The 18776-nt window shown below is 35.2% G+C and carries 10 protein-coding genes, 1 rRNA gene and 1 pseudogene; 5 read left to right on the top strand and 7 right to left on the bottom strand.

Annotation, left to right across the window (positions count from 1 at the left end):
* The first annotated feature begins 1 nt into the window (after position 1).
* Positions 2-111, top strand: a 5S ribosomal RNA gene (gene rrf, locus ACP7AQ_RS13810).
* Between the two features lie 262 nt (positions 112-373).
* On the opposite strand, the pseudogene ACP7AQ_RS13805 reads toward rrf, so the two are convergent.
* Both ACP7AQ_RS13805 and ACP7AQ_RS13800 read right to left on the bottom strand, forming a co-directional pair.
* Positions 374-505: pseudogene (locus ACP7AQ_RS13805) on the bottom strand (transposase); the annotation flags it as partial.
* Between the two features lie 1625 nt (positions 506-2130).
* Positions 2131-2328 carry a hypothetical protein gene (locus ACP7AQ_RS13800; protein ID WP_426092817.1) on the bottom strand — a complete coding sequence of 66 codons (198 nt, stop codon included), beginning with the start codon at positions 2326-2328 and terminating at the stop codon, positions 2131-2133.
* Positions 2329-2958: 630 nt separating this feature from the next.
* On the opposite strand from ACP7AQ_RS13800, the gene ACP7AQ_RS13795 reads away from it, so the two are divergent.
* The 3 genes from ACP7AQ_RS13795 to ACP7AQ_RS13785 all read left to right on the top strand — a co-directional run bounded on the left by ACP7AQ_RS13795 (position 2959) and on the right by ACP7AQ_RS13785 (position 12116).
* Positions 2959-9255: a gliding motility-associated C-terminal domain-containing protein gene (locus ACP7AQ_RS13795; RefSeq protein ID WP_426095877.1), complete on the top strand. Its 6297-nt coding sequence runs from the start codon at positions 2959-2961 to the stop codon at positions 9253-9255.
* Positions 9256-9316: 61 nt separating this feature from the next.
* Complete coding sequence (locus ACP7AQ_RS13790) at positions 9317-10234, top strand: PorP/SprF family type IX secretion system membrane protein (protein ID WP_426095876.1); 918 nt, start codon at positions 9317-9319, stop codon at positions 10232-10234.
* 19 nt (positions 10235-10253) lie between these two features.
* Complete coding sequence (locus ACP7AQ_RS13785; protein WP_426095875.1) at positions 10254-12116, top strand: OmpA family protein; 1863 nt, start codon at positions 10254-10256, stop codon at positions 12114-12116.
* A 77-nt stretch (positions 12117-12193) separates the two neighbouring features.
* On the opposite strand, the gene ACP7AQ_RS13780 is transcribed toward ACP7AQ_RS13785, so the two are convergent.
* Positions 12194-12775 carry a tRNA-(ms[2]io[6]A)-hydroxylase gene (locus tag ACP7AQ_RS13780; protein ID WP_099713544.1) on the bottom strand — a complete coding sequence of 194 codons (582 nt, stop codon included), beginning with the start codon at positions 12773-12775 and terminating at the stop codon, positions 12194-12196.
* A gap of 111 nt (positions 12776-12886) precedes the next feature.
* On the opposite strand from ACP7AQ_RS13780, the gene ACP7AQ_RS13775 reads away from it, so the two are divergent.
* Complete coding sequence (locus tag ACP7AQ_RS13775; protein ID WP_426095874.1) at positions 12887-14128, top strand: glycosyltransferase; 1242 nt, start codon at positions 12887-12889, stop codon at positions 14126-14128.
* Between the two features lie 55 nt (positions 14129-14183).
* On the opposite strand, the gene ACP7AQ_RS13770 is transcribed toward ACP7AQ_RS13775, so the two are convergent.
* From ACP7AQ_RS13770 to porV, 4 genes are all read right to left on the bottom strand, one after another.
* A complete protein-coding gene (locus tag ACP7AQ_RS13770) occupies positions 14184-15857 on the bottom strand; it encodes a 2-oxo acid dehydrogenase subunit E2 (protein WP_426095873.1) in 1674 nt (557 codons plus the stop codon).
* Between the two features lie 7 nt (positions 15858-15864).
* Positions 15865-16863, bottom strand: a complete 999-nt coding sequence (gene pdhA, locus ACP7AQ_RS13765; protein WP_426095872.1) for a pyruvate dehydrogenase (acetyl-transferring) E1 component subunit alpha — start codon at positions 16861-16863, stop codon at positions 15865-15867.
* 142 nt (positions 16864-17005) lie between these two features.
* A complete protein-coding gene (cdd, locus tag ACP7AQ_RS13760) occupies positions 17006-17488 on the bottom strand; it encodes a cytidine deaminase (RefSeq protein WP_426095871.1) in 483 nt (160 codons plus the stop codon).
* Positions 17489-17570: 82 nt separating this feature from the next.
* On the bottom strand, positions 17571-18740 hold the full coding sequence (porV, locus tag ACP7AQ_RS13755) for a type IX secretion system outer membrane channel protein PorV (protein WP_426063374.1): 1170 nt from the start codon (positions 18738-18740) through the stop codon (positions 17571-17573).
* Positions 18741-18776 lie beyond the last annotated feature (36 nt).

Below are 18776 nucleotides of genomic sequence, written 5' to 3'. Positions count from 1 at the left end.
TTAAGGTGGTTATTGCGGCGGGGCTCACCTCTTCCCTTCCCGAACAGAGTAGTTAAGCCCGCCTGCGCAGATGGTACTGCAGTTATGTGGGAGAGTATGTCGTCGCCTTTCTTTGAAAACCCCGTTCTGATGAACGGGGTTTTTTGTTTTATAGGCATCTGAAGCTGTTAGATAGCGATGCGGTTTGGCGCCTTTTTTTAAACTGAATAAAATTCGCGGTGTATTAAATCCTCATCATTCAAATGATGAGGATTTTTTTGGATCAAGTCGAATACCTGTGGATCGATAAAAATTAAGCATAAATATTAGTTAGTCTAAAAAGGAAGAATTCTATTTTTCTAACTCCTCTAAATTGCGATCTAAATGCTTTTATTTAGGCATTGAAAGATTCGGCCGAAGCATTTGTACTTCTGTTATCAAAATAGTTCAATATGGTTTGATAATGATTCATTATAGATCTTGAGATTGTATTGAAAGACTTAAACCCAGATTGATTTACTTTCTCGTGCCATTTGGCTGACCTTTAAGGTTCAATAATTTTATCGGTTGTTTTCTCAAAGAAATTTTTTAGATTCTTTGCTACATTGTATGCTTTTTCGATATTGGGATACAATTCATATAATAATGCGGCACGGTCTATTTGGTTTTACTCACATTTTTATTTGAATTTTGGTCTTCGTGATGTGCTTCGCAGTTCTGACCATTTTGATTTGTTTTTACACAGAAAGTATCGGCTTCTAGCCAGTAATTGTAACTATTGTCGGCAAATTGGAAAGTATAGAATGATTATTTCATTAAAGAATTTTTTGGGATTTAAATTGTGGTGACGATTTTCTATTGGAATTAAATTGATCTCTTTTAAGTGAAGATGAAGTGTCTCTATTCCTTTTTTGTAAATTATTATTTCGAAGTAATCAACAATAAGTTCTGGTTATAATAATTTTATAAGTTCATCAAAAGAATCTACTTCTAATGGTTGTATATAAATTTAAATATCCCTTATTTAATATTTCTCTACAACTTTTAGAACTGTTTCCGTAGTACTCAAAAAGATTAGATAATTGGAATAATAAAAAATAAATTTTTAGAACAACTCAAGATAGCGATTTAAAAGTTTTGATTTTAGAATTGAAAGATATAGTTTGATCATTAATGCTTTGATAGTCAAAGTAATTTAATTTTGATGGATAATTAATCATTGTTGTGTTAAGGACACTATCAAAGCTCTTTAATTTTGATTTATTTACAATTCTTTATTAGTGCGCTAATTTTAGCATAGCCATATTTTATCATCATATGAATTGTGAATATTTCGTAATTTATGTGATAATTTGTTTACATTTCTTATAGCAGTATATAACCCAAATAAAAGATTAGCTCTTTCTTCTTGCTTAATTGGTTCACTTATCTTAATTTATAATGTAAATAGCGAATTGTATCTAATTATAGTTGTGCAGTATCGCCTTTATTCAATAGGTGAGTGGTATGTAGTTCATTTTCGGATTTTGCCGGTAATATTAAGTGATTCTTGATGTTCATAATGTTTAATCGCTGTTTCATCTTAATTTCTTTGAAAGCTATATAGTTAATTTTTGTGTAAGTATATGTTCGGTTTCTTGTATTGGTTTCGGAAAACATTTTCTATGTATTAACTTCACAGAATTACCTATTTTTACCATAACTTTTATAAAGGCTTGTCTTTTTTTAAATCAATTTTCCTGACTGTCGCAATAACTTGTTTAGTCGTAGTTCCGGCAGCAATAACCATTTAGTGCCGTTTTTTACCTTTTTATATTTATTGATAACAATAGTCTAAAGTTCTCATTTAACAAGTGCTACTTCATCAATCGGTAAATGAGTTCCATGTTTTTGGGTAAATAATTACTAGGTGAACATGTTCTGTAGTTTCCCAAGTTGGAAATGAACTGTGGTGTTTTTGGATTGTCTTTGGAATGTTTTACCACTAATGCTAAAGAAACTTTGAATAGTGTGTAAGTCAGTTGCTGTATTATCCATTAGTATTTTTAAAAAAGATGGAAGTTCTCTCGTCATAGGTGGTTTTTATCAGCGAACTACAAATGTTTTTTGATGATTTCCTCGATAATTTTATATTTCTAAAGACAACGTTTACTACAAAAAATATACAGTCTTACGTTGAAGAGTGAAATCTTGGATATTAATTTCATCTAAAAAGGCTGTAAATACAAATTCTGGAATATCAAACTTTTTTGTTGCTGTGACTTTTTCTTCGAAATATAGCTGTAGGTTTTCTTCAGAACTAATAGCAGAAACTTTTTCAAAGTCGTTTATTAAAAAATGAGTAAGCATTAATTTTTATAGTTCCATAAGAATTATATCCACATTGTTACTGTAATAAATATTTTCTTTTTTATCAAATTCTCCATAGGTTTTGCCCCTTATCGTTAAATAATAATTTAATGTAAAATCAAAAACCAATAAGTGTGATTAAATTTCCTATTTCTATAATTTTTTTAAAAATTTAAATTTTATCGGAACAGTTTTAAATCATTTTCTTTCTAATTTAACAAGCAATTAGTATCTATTTGATGTTCGCAAATTATTGCTTTCTCAGAATTATTAAGTTAATTTCTTAATTTTGTTTTAAGATTTTTAAAGACTGTAAAAATTCTCCTTTTGCTTTAATATTTTATTCCTGAGTAATTACTTCTTGTGATGTTAGTAGTCATATAAATTAAAATTTTCTTTAAATACTTGTTTTAGTTTAAATTTATCAATAAAATGTCATTGACTTTATGCTGGTTTATATTATTTATGTATATGATTAACAGTTGTTTAAATATGTTGTTATAAAATAGTTAATTTTTTATTAAAATTTGATTTGTTCAATGGAAATAAAATTATACTTTTATTTTTTTAAATTATTAGTCATTTATTTTAAATTACAAGTAATATTATATTAATTACAAAATTGGGTTTATGAAGAAAAAATTACTTTTATTTTTACTGTTTAGTTTATTATTTGGTTTCTTTTTAAGTTCGAAGAATATTAATAATGATATAAATTTTTACCAGCGAGGTTTTAAGGTTTCTACGAAATCATTACATTCGGATACAATAAAAAAGCAGAAAAAGAATTCAAGAAGTTTAAAAAATTCAAGAATTCTGGCTGTTTTGCCTTCTCCTTTAATAACTGCAGGGAGTTCCTGTAGCGATGGTGTGAATCCGGTACAAGTCAATGTTTATGCTTTTGGAGTAAATGGTAATGAGACTATTGAGTGGTATACTTCTCAATCATCAGGTATTCCTATATATACCGGGAGTGTTTACAGTCCAAGTATTAGTGCTACGAGAACCTATTACGTACAGAGTAGATCTGGAGGAGATACCAGCATTCGAGTACCTGTTGTTGCGTCTGTTTATATTGTTCCTCCTGCAGTCTTCTTGACAGTTTCTCCAGCTAATAGTACTTCTTCTCCTTTGTGCATAGGTACATCAGTCACTTTTACGGCTACTGGAGGAGGTGATTTATTTGAATTTTCAGTAGATGGTGTTGTTAAGCAAGTTATGTCAACAAACAAAATTTTTGTAACTAATGATTTAACAGATGGTCAAGTAGTAAGGGTGCGTACTAGATATGCCGTAAATTTTGATGGAAATGTTACAGAAAAAGCGTGGGGAACGGGTTCTTTAGAAGATAATTTTCTGTCAGTTCCGTTATCTTCCACTGCTTCAACTGGATACATTAATTCTTTAAAAATAAGCTCAACAGAAGATAAATTAATATTTGGAATACTTGGAAAGTCACTTAGTAACAGAAGAATTTTGTTATTTCTTGACACAAAAACCGGAGGGTTCAATATTTCTAATTATGGAGATGAAGCTGGGTCGATTCCTACCGTTAATGCCTTTAATTATTTTAATAATAACCCAAGTACGTTTGACTCTTATTTTCAAGCAGATTATTGCCTTGCTATTGGAACAGATTCAGGTGAAACTAATTATAGTGCGGATATAATTGAATTAAGAACTGGAACCTCAATTAAAACAAATTTAGGAATAGCAGCCACAGGAATTCCTTCTTCTGTAATGGGAGTGAATAAAAATAACGCTGGAATAAAGGACTACAGTTTAGGCTTTGAAGTCGAAATTTTAAAATCACTCTTAGGATATACAACTGGGGATATTAAATTTTTTGCTATGACTTTGGCTGATCAGGATGAACCGAATTATTTGGTTACAAATTCTTTTTTAAGTCCAGAGAGAAGTAGTAATTTAGATTATGGAAATGGAGCTGTGGATTATAATTTGAAAGACCCAAATCCTGTTGTAGTTGCAGCATCTGCATTGACACCGTGTTACTCAGAGGCTAATATTACAATGAGTTTTGCTGAGAAGCCAACGGATGCTACTGTTGGCGGAAACCAGTCCAAGTGTATTCTTACAAGTGATCCTTTAGGTGGCAATACACCGTCAGTTGGAACGGGTTCTTGGTCAAAAAAATCTGGACCGGGAACGGTTGCTTTTAGTGATAGTACAAATGGATCTTCAACAGCTTCAGTTAGTGTTGAAGGAGTTTATGTGTTTACTTGGACCATTACAAATGGCCAATGTACTCCATCGTCAGCTGATATCAGTGTAGAATACAATGTAACACCTTCTCCAGTAATCGATGCAATAACGCAGCCAACTTGTTCTGATAATTCAGGTAGTGTTTTATTGAGGGGATTACCATCAGTAGGTACTTGGATTATAACACCGTCTTCAGGTAGCCCTGTATCTGGATCTGGCAGCACTTATTTATTTGGGAACTTATTAGCATCCACGAGTTATACTTTTACAGTTACGGGTTTAAATAATTGTACTTCTGTTCCATCGTCACCGGTATCCATTAATGCGATTCCAACTCCTCCGGTTTCACCAACAACGGCGAGTGTCATACAACCAACTTGTGCGACTCCATCGGGAAGTATCTCAATCACCACACAATCTGGAGTGGAATACAGTTTGAATGGAACAACGTATCAATCTTCGAATATATTTTCAGGATTGGCACCAAATACTTATACTTTGTATGTAAGAAATACAGCAGATAATACTTGTGTAACCCCATCTTCAGCTGCAGTCACGATTAATGCGATTCCAAATCCTCCGGTTGTACCAACAACGGTGAGTGTGATTCAACCAACGTGTGCGACTCCATCGGGAAGTATTTCAATTACCACACAAACAGGAGTAGAATACAGTTTGAATGGAACAACGTATCAAACTTCGAATACATTTTCAGGATTGGCACCAAATACTTATACTTTGTATGTAAGAGATACAGCGGATAATACTTGTGTAACCCCATCTTCAGCTGCAGTCACGATTAATGCGATTCCAACTCCTCCAGTTGTTCCGACAACTTCAAGTGTAATACAACCAACTTGTGCGACTCCATCGGGAAGTATTTCAATCACCACACAAACAGGAGTAGAATACAGTTTGAATGGAACAACGTATCAAACTTCGAATACATTTTCAGGATTGGCACCAAATACTTATACTTTGTATGTAAGAAATACAGCGGATAATACATGTGTAACGCCATCTTCGGGTGCAATCACGATTAATTCGATTCCAACTCCTCCGATTGTTCCGACAACAACGAGTGTAATACAACCAACGTGTGCGACTCCATCGGGAAGCATTTCAATCACCACACAAACAGGCGTAGAATACAGTTTGAATGGAACGACGTATCAATCTTCCAATATATTTTCAGGATTGGCACCAAATACTTATACTTTGTATGTAAGAAATACAGCGGATAATACTTGTGTAACCCCATCTTCAGCTGCGATTACGATTAATGCGATTCCAACTCCTCCGGTTGTACCAACAACGGCGAGTGTGATTCAGCCAACGTGTGCGACTCCATCGGGAAGCATTTCAATCACCACGCAATCTGGTGTAGAATACAGTTTGAATGGAACAACGTATCAAACTTCGAATGTATTTTCAGGATTGGCACCAAATACTTATACTTTGTATGTAAGAAATACAGCGGATAACACTTGTGTAACGCCATCTTCGGGTGCAGTCACAATTAATGCGATTCCAAATCCTCCGGTTGTACCAACAACGGCGAGTGTGATTCAACCAACGTGTGCGACTCCATCGGGAAGTATTTCAATTGCCACACAATCTGGAGTGGAATACAGTTTGAATGGAACAACGTATCAAACTTCGAATGTATTTTCAGGATTGGCATCAAATACTTATACTTTGTATGTAAGAAACACAGCGGATAATACATGTGTAACGCCATCTTCGGGTGCAATCACGATTAATGCGATTCCAACTCCTCCGGTTGCACCAACAACGGCGAGTGTGATTCAGCCAACTTGTGCGACTCCATCGGGAAGTATTTCAATTACCACACAAACAGGAGTAGAATACAGTTTGAATGGAACAACGTATCAATCTTCGAATGTATTTTCAGGATTGGCACCAAATAATTATACTTTGTATGTAAGAAATACAGCGGATAACACTTGTGTAACACCATCTTCAGCTGCGATTACGATTAATGCGATCAAGGTAATTCTTACGCCAACTGCTGAAAGTGTTGTTCAGCCTACATGTGCGACTCCATCGGGAAGTATTTCAATCACCACGCAATCTGGAGTGGAATACAGTTTGAATGGAACAACGTATCAAACTTCGAATACATTTTCAGGATTGGCAACAAATACTTATACTTTGTATGTACGAAATACAGCGGATAATACATGTGTAACACCATCTTCGGGTACAATCACAATTAATGCGATTCCAACTCCTCCTGTTGTTCCGACAACTTCAAGTGTCATACAACCAAGTTGTTCGACTCCATCGGGAAGCATTTCAATCACCACGCAATCTGGTGTAGAATACAGTTTGAATGGAACAACGTATCAAACTTCGAATGTATTTTCAGGATTGGCACCAAATACTTATACTTTGTATGTAAGAAATACAGCGGATAATACTTGTGTAACCCCATCTTCAGCTGCGATTACGATTAATGCGATTCCAACTCCTCCGATTGTTCCGACAACAACGAGTGTCATACAACCAACTTGTGCGACTCCATCGGGAAGTATTTCAATCACCACACAAACAGGAGTAGAATACAGTTTGAATGGAACAACGTATCAAACTTCGAATATATTTTCAGGATTGGCACCAAATACTTATACTTTATATGTAAGAAATACAGCGGATAACACTTGTGTAACGTCATCTTCGGGTGCAGTCACAATTAATGCGATTCCAACTCCTCCGGTTGTACCAACAACGGCTAGTGTGATTCAACCAACGTGTGCGACTCCATCGGGAAGCATTTCAATCACCACGCAATCTGTTGTAGAATACAGTTTGAATGGAACAACATATCAATCTTCAAATACATTTTCAGGATTGGCACCAAATACTTATACTTTGTATGTAAGAAACACAGCGGATAATACATGTGTAACGCCATCTTCGGGTGCAGTCACGATTAATGCGATTCCAAATCCTCCGGTTGTACCAACAACGGCGAATGTGATTCAGCCAACTTGCGCTAGTCCATCGGGAAGTATTTCAATCACCACACAATCTGGAGTGGAATACAGTTTGAATGGAACGACGTATCAATCTTCGAATGTATTTTCAGGATTGGCACCAAATACTTATACTTTGTATGTAAGAAATACAGCGGATAACACTTGTGTAACACCATCTTCAGCTGCGATTACGATTAATGCGATTCCAAATCCTCCGGTTGTTCCGACAACTTCAAGTGTTATACAACCAACTTGTGCGACTCCATCGGGAAGTATTTCAATTACCACTCAATCTGGTGTAGAATACAGTTTGAATGGAACAACGTATCAATCTTCGAATGTATTTTCAGGATTGGCACCAAATAATTATACTTTGTATGTAAGAAATACAGCGGATAATACTTGTGTAACGCCATCTTCTAGTGCAGTCACGATTAATGCAATACAAGTAATTCTTATACCAACTGCTGCAAGTGTAGTTCAGCCTACATGTGCCACTCCATCGGGAAGCATTTCAATCACCACACAAACAGGAGTGGAATATAGTTTGAATGGAACAACATATCAATCTTCGAATGTATTTTCAGGGTTGGCACCAAATAATTATACTTTGTATGTAAGAAGTACAGCAGATAATACTTGTTTGAAGTCATCGGCAACAATGATAACAATAAACGCAGTTCCAACTCCTCCGGTTGTTGCAACAACGGCTAGTGTAGTTCAGCCAACGTGTGCAGTACCGTCGGGAACAATTTCGATAACTCCTCAATCTGGAGTACAATATAGCTTGAATGGTACAACTTATCAAACATCAAATACTTTTACAGGATTGGCTCCCAATAATTATATATTATATGTGAGAAATAGTGCTGACAATACATGTTCCGTACAAAGTACAGGAAGTGTAACTGTTAATCCACTTCCTTTATTGCCATCAACACCAACTCTGGTGCGGGTTACGCAACCAACTTGTTTTGTACCATCAGGAAGTATCGAGATTGCTACCCAAGCAAATGTTCAGTACAGTATAGGTAGTGGTTATCAAAACAGTGCTGTTTTTAATAATTTGGCTCCTGGAAAATATACAATGAGCGTACGATTTACAAATAGTATTGCGTGTATAACTCTAGGTTCTGAAACAATTATAAACGCTATTCCTCCACAAATTCAATTTGAAACCATAGCAGACTGTGAAAACAAAGAATATACTTTAACTGCTAATCCACTATTACGTTCATATGATCCAAACAATGTGTCTTATCAATGGAAAGATAAAGCAGGAAATTTAGTAGGTACTAATTCAAATGTGCTAAATGTAACTGATGTGATTGCGTCGAATCCAAGCGGACAAGTAGTTTTTCCAGTAACATATACGCTTACTGTCACTTCTTTAAACACCGGTTGTGAAACATCAAGTGAAGTAATTGTTGAGTCTGTTTATTGTAACATGCAAAAAGGAATTTCTCCTGATGGAAATGGTTCGAATGACTTCTTCGATTTAAGATTGATGGATGTCAAGAAACTGGAAATCTTCAACAGATATGGCATTAAGGTTTACAGTCAGAATAATTATTCCGACCAATGGAATGGTCAGTCAAGCAAAGGAGAAGATCTTCCAAGTGCTACCTATTATTATGTTATAGAATTCAACAGTGGTGAGCCCAAAACAGGTTGGATTTATCTGATCAGAGAAAAACAGTAATTAATATATTTATTAGTCCACAACTATTTTTAGTTGACTTATAAACAGAAAAAATACAGATATGAACAAAATACTATTGATGTCTCTTTTAACTCTCTTCACATGTATAGATGTAAAAGCGCAACAAAATCCACATTATACACAATACATGTATAATATGAATGTTATCAATCCGGCCTATGCAGGTTCAAAAGAGAGTGTTTCTTTTGGTCTTTTATACAGAAAACAATGGGTCAATATTGAAGATTCACCTGCTTCTTTTACTTTTTCAGGACATGCGCCAGCAGGAAAAAATGTTGGTATTGGTATCTCTTTCATATCAGATAAAATTGGACCGGTAACAGAGCAAAATGTATTTGGAGATTTCTCTTATACGTTGAAACTAGGAGATACACAACGATTGGCATTTGGTGTAAAAGGGGGAGTTTCTTTTCACAAAGTAGGACTTCGAGACATTCAATCGAGCCTGCCGGACCCATCGGAAGGTATCTTTGGAGAAGATATCAATGATACTTCATTAAATTTAGGAACAGGTTTGTTTTACTATACAGACAAATATTATGTAGCATTATCGCTTCCCAATATGATCAGATCAGCGCATTTAGATTATAATGGACGAGAATATGGCTCAAATGTTTCACATTATTTCCTTACTGCAGGTTATGTTTTCGATGTTAATTATGAGCTTAAATTCAAGCCTTCTTTAATGTTGAAGTCAGCCTTTAATGTAACGCCTTCTTTAGATCTGTCAGCTAATTTTTTATATCAGGAAAAGTTCGAAATTGGAGCAACTTACAGGTTGCAAGACAGTTTTGGCGGAATGATAAATTTTGCAGTGACTCCTGAGTTAAGAATCGGATATGCATATGATCATATCGTCTCAGATTTAAAAGTAACTGCTCCTTCGTCACATGAATTTATATTGTTATATGATTTATTTGAATCGAAAAAAGTGTCCCGATCTCCTAGATTTTTCTAAAATTTAATTACTCAACGTAATGAAAAAAAATACAATATTACTGTTTTTTGTGCTAGCTAGTTTTTCACTTAGCGCACAAAACAAAGAGACTAAAAATGCTGATAAATTATTTGAAAGCTATGATTATGTTGAAGCTGCCCAAGAATATATCGCATTAGTCGAAAATGGGAATTCCGATACGTATGTGAGCAAGCAACTCGGAGATAGTTATTTTTATACGCACAATACTGTAGAATCTGAAAAATGGTATGCTAAAGCAATACAATCTCAGCAAGATGCGGAAACCTATTATAGATATGCTCAAATGTTAAAATCTAATGGCAAATATGCGGAATCAAATACTCAAATGAAAACGTTTGTCAATTTGATGCCTAATGATCAACGTGCCGTAGCATTTACTAACAATCCAAATTTCCTCTCGGATTTAAATGATATAGAAAAGCGATTTGAGGTTGATAGAATTTCAGTAAATTCAGAACAATCGGATTTTGGTGCCGTTCTTTATGGCGATGTGCTTTATTTTGCGAGTGCCAGAAATGAAAGCAGTAAAATGTATGGCTGGAATAATGAGCCGTATTTGGATATTTACCAGTCTACATATAATGCTGATGGAAGTTATGCTGAGCCAATTTCTACTAATGAATTAAATAGCAGGTTTCATGAAGGTCCGTTGACGATGACCAAAGATGGCACTGTTATTTACTTTTCAAGTGAAAGTTTCAAAGATAAATTATTTGAGAGAGATAAAGCACATAAGCTGAAGTTTGGTCAGGTTAATTTGTATAAAGCAGTTAAAGAAATCGGAAAATGGAGTTTTATAACTCCGTTGCCTTTCAACAGTAAAAGTTATTCTACCGGCAATCCATCCATCGATAGGGATGGTAAAGTGCTTTATTTTGCTTCGAATATGCCTGGATCTGTGGGAGGAACTGATATTTGGAAAGTAATGGTGAACGATGATGGAACATTTGGCACACCAGAAAATTTAGGAACTAAAATTAACACAGTTGGTGATGAAAATTTTCCTTTTGTAACTGATGATTCCATTTTGTACTTTTCATCAAATGGATTGACAGGTTTTGGCGGTTTAGACGTTTTTTCTATTGATTTAAAAAAAGATGCGGAACCATCCAATGTAGGAAAACCAGTAAATACAGAGAAAGATGATTTCGCTTTTAGTTTTAACACAGATAAAAATTTGGGATATGTGTCTAGTAACCGTTCAGGGAAAGATCATATTTACAGTGCGAGTCCAATCTGCAATGCTCAAATTTTCGTTGCAGTCAAAAATTCTATAACTGGAGAAATACTTGCCAATTCCAAAGTTGTAATTTTGGATGCTACTAAAACTATTTTAGAAACCCAAATGTCTGATAATAATGGGGAAGTTCTTTATAATGCAGAATGTAAAAAGCCATACACGATAGAAGTTTTTAAAGATGGTTATGTTACTAAATCATTTTCAGCGTCAAGTAAGCAAGGCAAAATAAGTTTTGAAGCTGCAATTGAGCCCATCGCTGTTATTATTACAGAAACAGAAATTATATTAAATCCTATTTATTTTAATTCTAATAAAAGCGATATTACGGAACGTGGTGCTGCAGAACTTGATAAATTAGTTTATGTAATGTCGCAAAATGATGCGCTCAAGATTAATGTTAAAGCGCACACTGATTCTAGAGGAACCGATGAATACAATGTGGATTTATCAAGCAGAAGAGCTAAATCAACTGTTGAGTATATTGTCTCAAAAGGAATTAATGTTGACAGGATATCAGGAAATGGATATGGAGAATCTGAGCCTAAAATTAATTGTCAAGATCAATGCACGGAATTAGAATATGCCTTAAACAGACGTTCCGAATTTATAATTTTAAAATAAATTACGTAGTTTAAACAATAAAAAACAGGATGCCCTTAAGCATCCTGTTTTAGTTTAATATGACATTTCGTTTTTATCTAACCGTGGATTGTTTCTTGTTTGCCATAATTAGTGATAATCGAAGTTTCAAATTCAATCCATTCCTTCCAGCGTTTGTCTACATCTATATTGTCGGCATATTTTCGTGCAAATCCCAGAAAAGTAGTGTAATGACCAGCTTCGGAAATCATTAGATCTCTGTAAAAAGTAGCCAGTTCAACATCTTTTATGTTTTCTGATAAAACTTTAAACCGTTCACAACTTCTGGCTTCAATCATTGCCGAAAATAGCAATCGGTCACAAAGAGCATCTTTTCGGCTACCGTCTTTTTTCATGAATTTGAAAAGTTCATTTACATAATGGTCTTTTCTTTCCCTGCCTAAAGTCAGTCCTTTACTTTTTATTAAATTATGAACCAATTGCAAATGATCTAATTCTTCTTTTGCAATAATTAACATTTCCGTTACTAATTCTTCTAATTCAGAATTATAAGTAACTAAACTTATCGCATTGGAAGCAGCTTTTTGCTCACACCAAGCGTGATCCGTCAAGATTTCTTCTATATTTGATTCAACTATATTTACCCAACGCGGGTCTGTGGCTAATTTTAATCCTAACATAATAATGGAATTTATTTGCAACAAAATTAGTGTTTTATAATCTATTTTTGGTTCAAATGAGCGGATTGAACTCAAAATAGCATTATTTTGCATTTGAAATTTTATAATAATATGAATCAAGTTCAAAAGCTTTTAATTATTGGTTTTGTTTGGCCAGAACCTAATTCGTCTGCAGCGGGAGGAAGGATGATGCAATTGATTTCACTTTTTAAAGCGCAAGGTTTTAGCATTACTTTTGCTAGTCCTGCACAAGACAGTGATTTTATGGTTGATTTACAAGAGTACAAAGTGGAGAAAAAATCTATAGCCCTTAATAATTCCAGTTTTGATGTTTTTATAAAAGAATTAAATCCCTCAATAGTTCTGTTTGATCGTTTTATGATTGAAGAACAATTTGGTTGGCGCGTTTCGGAAAATTGTCCGAATGCGTTACGATTGTTGGATACTGAAGATTTACATTGTCTGAGATTAGCTCGTCAGAAAGCGTTCAAAGAAAACCGTCCTTTCAATACAACTGATCTGTTTGTTGAAGAGGTAGCAAAAAGGGAAATAGCCAGTATTTTGCGGTGTGATTTGTCTTTGATGATTTCCGAATTTGAAATGGATCTATTAGAATCTGCATTTAAAATAGATAAAGCTTTACTGTATTATTTGCCTTTTTTATTGGAACCAATTGACGATATGCAATTACACGAGCTGCCGTCTTTTGAAGATAGGAAAGACTTTATTTTTATTGGAAATTTTCTTCATGAACCCAATTGGAATGCCGTTCAGTATCTTAAAGAAGCGATTTGGCCATTACTTAAAAAACAAGTTCCTGAAGCTTTTCTGAATATTTATGGTGCTTATCCCTCACAAAAAATATTACAATTGCACAATAATAAAGAAGGGTTTTTAATCATGGGACGCGCTACTGATGCGCAAGTGGTAGTGAAGGAAGCGCGAGTTGCTCTAGCGCCTTTACGTTTTGGAGCAGGGATTAAAGGAAAATTATTAGAAGCGATGCAATGCGGAACACCAAGCGTAACGACGACGATTGGTGCTGAATCCATGCATGGTGATTTGGATTGGAACGGTTTTATTACGAATGATGTAACTGATTTTGTGGATGCGGCAGTGCAATTATATCAAGACAAAGCAATTTGGCATAAAGCCCAACAAAATGGAATTACAATTATCAATCAACGATATTTTAAAGGTTTATTCGAGATTGACTTTAGGACTAAAATAGAATTTTTACGATCTAATTTACAGCAGCATAGATTGAATAATTTTATGGGTTGCATGTTGCAACACCATACTTTAAAAAGCACCAAATATATGTCGCGTTGGATTGAGGAGAAAAACAAATAAAAAATCCCGTCAAGTTACAGAAACAAGACGGGATTGTATTTTAAAATCCGAGTCATTACGCAAGCATCGTAACTGGATTTTCTATGAATTGTTTCAATGTTTGTAAAAATTGAGCTCCAGTTGCACCATCAATTGTTCTGTGATCGCACGCTAAAGATAACATCATAGTATTTCCTACTACAATTTGACCGTCTTTTACAATCGGTTTTTCTACAATAGCTCCTACAGATAGGATAGCAGAATTGGGTTGGTTAATGATAGAATTAAATTCTGTAATACCAAACATTCCTAGATTAGAAACCGTAAAAGTACTTCCTTCCATTTCTGTAGGTAGTAATTTTTTGTTTTTAGCTCTTCCTGCAAGATCTCTTACGCTTCCGCCAATTTGAGATAAACTCATAGCATCTGTAAAACGTAATATAGGGACCACTAATCCGTCTTCAACAGCTACAGCAACTCCGATATTCACATGATAATTGATTAGAATTGAATCTTCTCTCCATTGTGAATTCACTTTTGGATGTTTTTTCAAAGCCATTGCACATGCTTTTATCACCATATCGTTAAAAGATACTTTTGTATCTGGAAGACTGTTAATGATAACTCTTGATTTTATTGCTTCATCCATTGCTACCTCTATTACTAAGTTGTAATGTGGAGCCGTGAATAAAGATTCTGCTAAACGTTTCGCAATGATTTTTCGCATTTGCGAATTCTTGATTTCTTCTGTGAAAATTTCTCCTGCTGGAACAAATGATTTTGCAGTAGCAACAGTTTCTGTTTTTGCTGGTGCAGTTGCAGTTGTCGGTGCCGTAGCAGCTGCAGTTTGTGGGGTGAAGTTTTCGATATCGCTTTTGACAATACGTCCGTTTTCACCAGAACCTTTTACTTGTGTCAATTGAATTCCTTTATCACTTGCAATTTTCTTTGCCAATGGTGATGCTAAAATTCGTTGACCGTCAGTTGATGGTTCTTGAACGATTGGTTCTAGAGCTTTTTCTGTTGATGCAGCTTCTTTTTCTTCTATTACCTCTGGAGCCGCTTGTGGCGCTCCGCCAGTTTTGTAGTGATCAGCAATTCCATTAATATCAGTTCCTGCAGGTCCAATGATTGCCAAAAGACTATCAACAGCTGCAGTATTACCTTCTTCAATTCCTACATATAATAAAGTTCCTTCGTTAAAAGATTCGAATTCCATCGTTGCTTTATCGGTTTCGATTTCAGCAAGAATATCGCCTTCAGCAACTGAATCACCTACTTTTTTCAGCCATGTTGCTACCGTTCCTTCCGTCATGGTGTCGCTCAAACGAGGCATCGTGATGACTACAACTCCTTTTGGTAGTGAAGTTGCTGTGGGTGTGGCAGCATTTGTAGCTTCAGGAGTAGCAGCTTTTTCTTCGGTAACTTTTGTTTCCTCAGTTCCTTTTGTTTCTTCTTTTGCTGGAGCTGCATCAGCTGGTTTTCCTGCTAATAATGCCGAAATATCCTCGCCTTCAGTTCCTATAATAGCTAATAAAGAGTCTACCGGTGCAGTTTCGCCTGCAGGTATTCCTATATGTAAAAGTGTTCCTTCATTGAAAGACTCAAATTCCATTGTTGCTTTGTCAGTTTCAATTTCGGCAAGAATATCTCCTTCGCTTACTTTATCACCTACCTTTTTTAGCCAAGTCGCTACCGTTCCTTCCGTCATCGTATCGCTCAAACGAGGCATTGTAATTATTGTTGCCATAATTGATTTATAGTTTATGAGGTAAAAATGGATAGTTCTCTTGTTCGTATACTACATCGTAAAGTTGTTGAATAGGTGGGTATTCAGATTCCTCAGCAAATTTCACACATTCTTCTACTAAAGCTTTTACCCTTTGATCGATAACTTCGATTTCCTCTTCTATAGCGTACTTTTGATCTTTAATTACATCTAAAACTTGAGTAATTGGATCTATTTTTTTGTATTCTTCTACTTCTTCTTTCGAACGGTATAACTGTGCATCCGACATTGAGTGACCTCTATAACGGTATGTTTTCATTTCAAGGAAAGTTGGTCCGTCTCCACGACGTGCTCTGTCAATTGCTTCAGTCATTGCTTCAGCAACTTTTACAGGATTCATTCCATCCACAGGTCCGCAAGGCATTTCGTATCCTAAACCTAATTTCCAGATATCAGTATGATTTGCTGTTCTTTCTACAGAAGTTCCCATTGCATATCCATTGTTTTCAACAATAAAAACAACTGGAAGTTTCCACAACATAGCCATGTTGAAAGCCTCATGTAAAGATCCTTGACGTGCTGCACCATCACCAAAATAAGTCATAGTAACACCGCCAGTTTCAAAATATTTATCGGCAAAAGCTAATCCTGCACCTACAGGAATTTGACCTCCTACAATTCCGTGACCACCATAAAAACGGTGCTCTTTTGAAAAGATATGCATGGAACCACCCATCCCTTTTGAAGTTCCGGTAACTTTTCCTAAAAGTTCTGCCATTACGCGTCTAGGATCAACTCCCATTCCTATTGGCTGAACGTGATTTCTGTAAGCAGTAATCATTTTGTCTTTTGTCAAGTCCATAGCGTGCAATGCACCCGCTAATACTGCCTCTTGACCATTGTATAAATGTAGAAAACCTCTAACTTTTTGTTGGATGTATAATGCTGCAAGTTTGTCCTCAAACTTTCTCCAAAGCAGCATATCTTCATACCACTTTAAATATACTTCTTTTGTAACTTCTTTCATCTGAATTTTTCTTTTGCTAAAGTGTTATTGTATTATCAATTTGTACTATAACGCAAAATAGTTTCCTCCCACAAATTTGCGAAATGCAAAAATAAGACATTCCAAGTAAGAACTAAAATTTAATAGGCAATTTTTGGAATTTTTACAAGAATTTTTTATCGAACATAAATGGGAGTAAATTTTTCAGCGATTCTGATTTGTAAATTGCACCTATTTCTCCCATAAAATAGATTTCTATTGGGGTCTCTTGTCGTATTTCATATTCTGCGATTGATTGTCTGCAAGAACCGCAAGGTGGTATTGGAGCTGTAGTTTGGTTTGTATCCGAAGCAGCGGTAATTGCCATTTTTAAAACCGTAGCATCAGGATACTTGGCGCCGGCATAAAATATGGCGACACGTTCTGCACAAAGTCCGGAAGGATATGCTGCATTTTCTTGGTTGGAGCCTATTACAATTTTACCGTTGTCTAAAACCAATGCAACACCAACTTTGAATTTTGAATAAGGTGAATACGCATTTTTTCTCACTGCCACGGCTTGTTCCATCAAATCCTGAACATCATTTGGTAAATCAGTGGTGGAATCAAATACTTTAAATTGTGTTGTAATTGTTATTTCTTTCATGCTTTTTAAGGAAAAAAAATCCAAATTTCATCTCGAAGCCTCGGATTGAAATTTGGATTGTTAATTATGATTTAATTCAAATTTAATATTCGTCATACTTTTCGCCAAAATTGAATGTTAGTGAAAAACGAAGGGTATTTTCTAATGGATTTTTTACTTTAGACGCTGAAAATAAATAAGAAACATCTACTTTGACTACGTTGTATTTGAAACCTGCCCCAAGGGAGAAAAATTGTCGAGCACCTTTCACAGGACTTTCGTGAAAGTAACCCAAACGCATCGCAAAGGAATCTTGGTACAAATATTCTGCTCCTACAGCATAAGTAACTTCTTTTGCTTCTTCACCAAATCCATCAGGAGCATCACCAAATGATTTGAAAACGCCTGATGTCCAGCCGATAGATCGGTAATCATCATTGTTTTGATTGCGCTCCTCGGATGTTACGGTTCCGTCTCCGTTTAAATCTGGATCTTGTGGTGTTGGAACTAATAATTTATTAAACTCAACATTTAAGGCAACCTTATTATAGTCATCTAAAATAAAATCGAAACCAGTTCCTATTTTTAAATTAGCAGGGATGAAGTTATTGTTAAAATCATCATTGTCATAACTAATCTTTGGACCTAAATTTTGAATGTTAAACCCCGCTCTCCATCTTCCGTTAAATTCGTTATACGCTATTTCTTCCGACTGGTAAAAACCAGCAACATCAACCGCAAATGTACTTGCTGATGAGGCGTCGTTATTATCAGAAGCTACTTTTAAATTTGAATTTATAAAGCGCCCCGCGATAGCCATAGAAAATTTCTCGCTCAATTTTAAGGAATAAGAACCATCGATGGCGAATTCATTTGGAGAAACTAATCTTGGAGTTTCGTTTGGATCGCCAGTTTCGCGTAATTCAATTTCACCTAAACCAAAGTAACGCAGGCTTCCTGCAAAAGCACTTCGGTCATTTAATTTTTGATAATAGGTTAATTGTCCTAATGAAATGTCATTCACTAAATCAGTAAGGTAAGGTGTATAGCTGATCGAGAATCCTTGTGCATCAGTTGCAAACGCATATTTTGCCGGATTCCATTGTTGAGAAAAAGCATCTGCAGAAGTTGCAACCCCAATATCAGCCATACCTGCTGCTCTTGCATCAGCTGTGACTAGTAAAAAAGGAACCCCCGGATTTATTACTCTGTCTTGCGCGTTAGCAGAAGGAATTATAAATAAAAGGATAAAAAGCGGTATTATTTTTCTCATTTTAATGCAATATTTATTGAACAAATATAGTATAAT

The sequence above is a fragment of the Flavobacterium sp. DSR2-3-3 genome (assembly GCF_049896585.1).
In the GTDB taxonomy this organism is placed as follows: domain Bacteria; phylum Bacteroidota; class Bacteroidia; order Flavobacteriales; family Flavobacteriaceae; genus Flavobacterium.
Note: the sequence above shows the minus strand (reverse complement) of the source record. Positions and strands in the feature narration are given on the sequence as shown.

What these genes read in the sequence shown, in the direction of transcription:
- ACP7AQ_RS13775 (WP_426095874.1), top strand. Translation starts at nt 12,887, where the DNA reads ATGAATCAAGTTCAAAAGCTTTTAATTATTGGTTTTGTTTGGCCAGAA.
- ACP7AQ_RS13790 (WP_426095876.1), top strand. Translation starts at nt 9,317, where the DNA reads ATGAACAAAATACTATTGATGTCTCTTTTAACTCTCTTCACATGTATA.
- ACP7AQ_RS13785 (WP_426095875.1), top strand. Translation starts at nt 10,254, where the DNA reads ATGAAAAAAAATACAATATTACTGTTTTTTGTGCTAGCTAGTTTTTCA.
- ACP7AQ_RS13780 (WP_099713544.1), bottom strand. Translation starts at nt 12,775, where the DNA reads ATGTTAGGATTAAAATTAGCCACAGACCCGCGTTGGGTAAATATAGTT.
- pdhA (WP_426095872.1), bottom strand. Translation starts at nt 16,863, where the DNA reads ATGAAAGAAGTTACAAAAGAAGTATATTTAAAGTGGTATGAAGATATG.
- porV (WP_426063374.1), bottom strand. Translation starts at nt 18,740, where the DNA reads ATGAGAAAAATAATACCGCTTTTTATCCTTTTATTTATAATTCCTTCT.
- ACP7AQ_RS13795 (WP_426095877.1), top strand. Translation starts at nt 2,959, where the DNA reads ATGAAGAAAAAATTACTTTTATTTTTACTGTTTAGTTTATTATTTGGT.
- cdd (WP_426095871.1), bottom strand. Translation starts at nt 17,488, where the DNA reads ATGAAAGAAATAACAATTACAACACAATTTAAAGTATTTGATTCCACC.
- ACP7AQ_RS13770 (WP_426095873.1), bottom strand. Translation starts at nt 15,857, where the DNA reads ATGGCAACAATAATTACAATGCCTCGTTTGAGCGATACGATGACGGAA.
- ACP7AQ_RS13800 (WP_426092817.1), bottom strand. Translation starts at nt 2,328, where the DNA reads ATGCTTACTCATTTTTTAATAAACGACTTTGAAAAAGTTTCTGCTATT.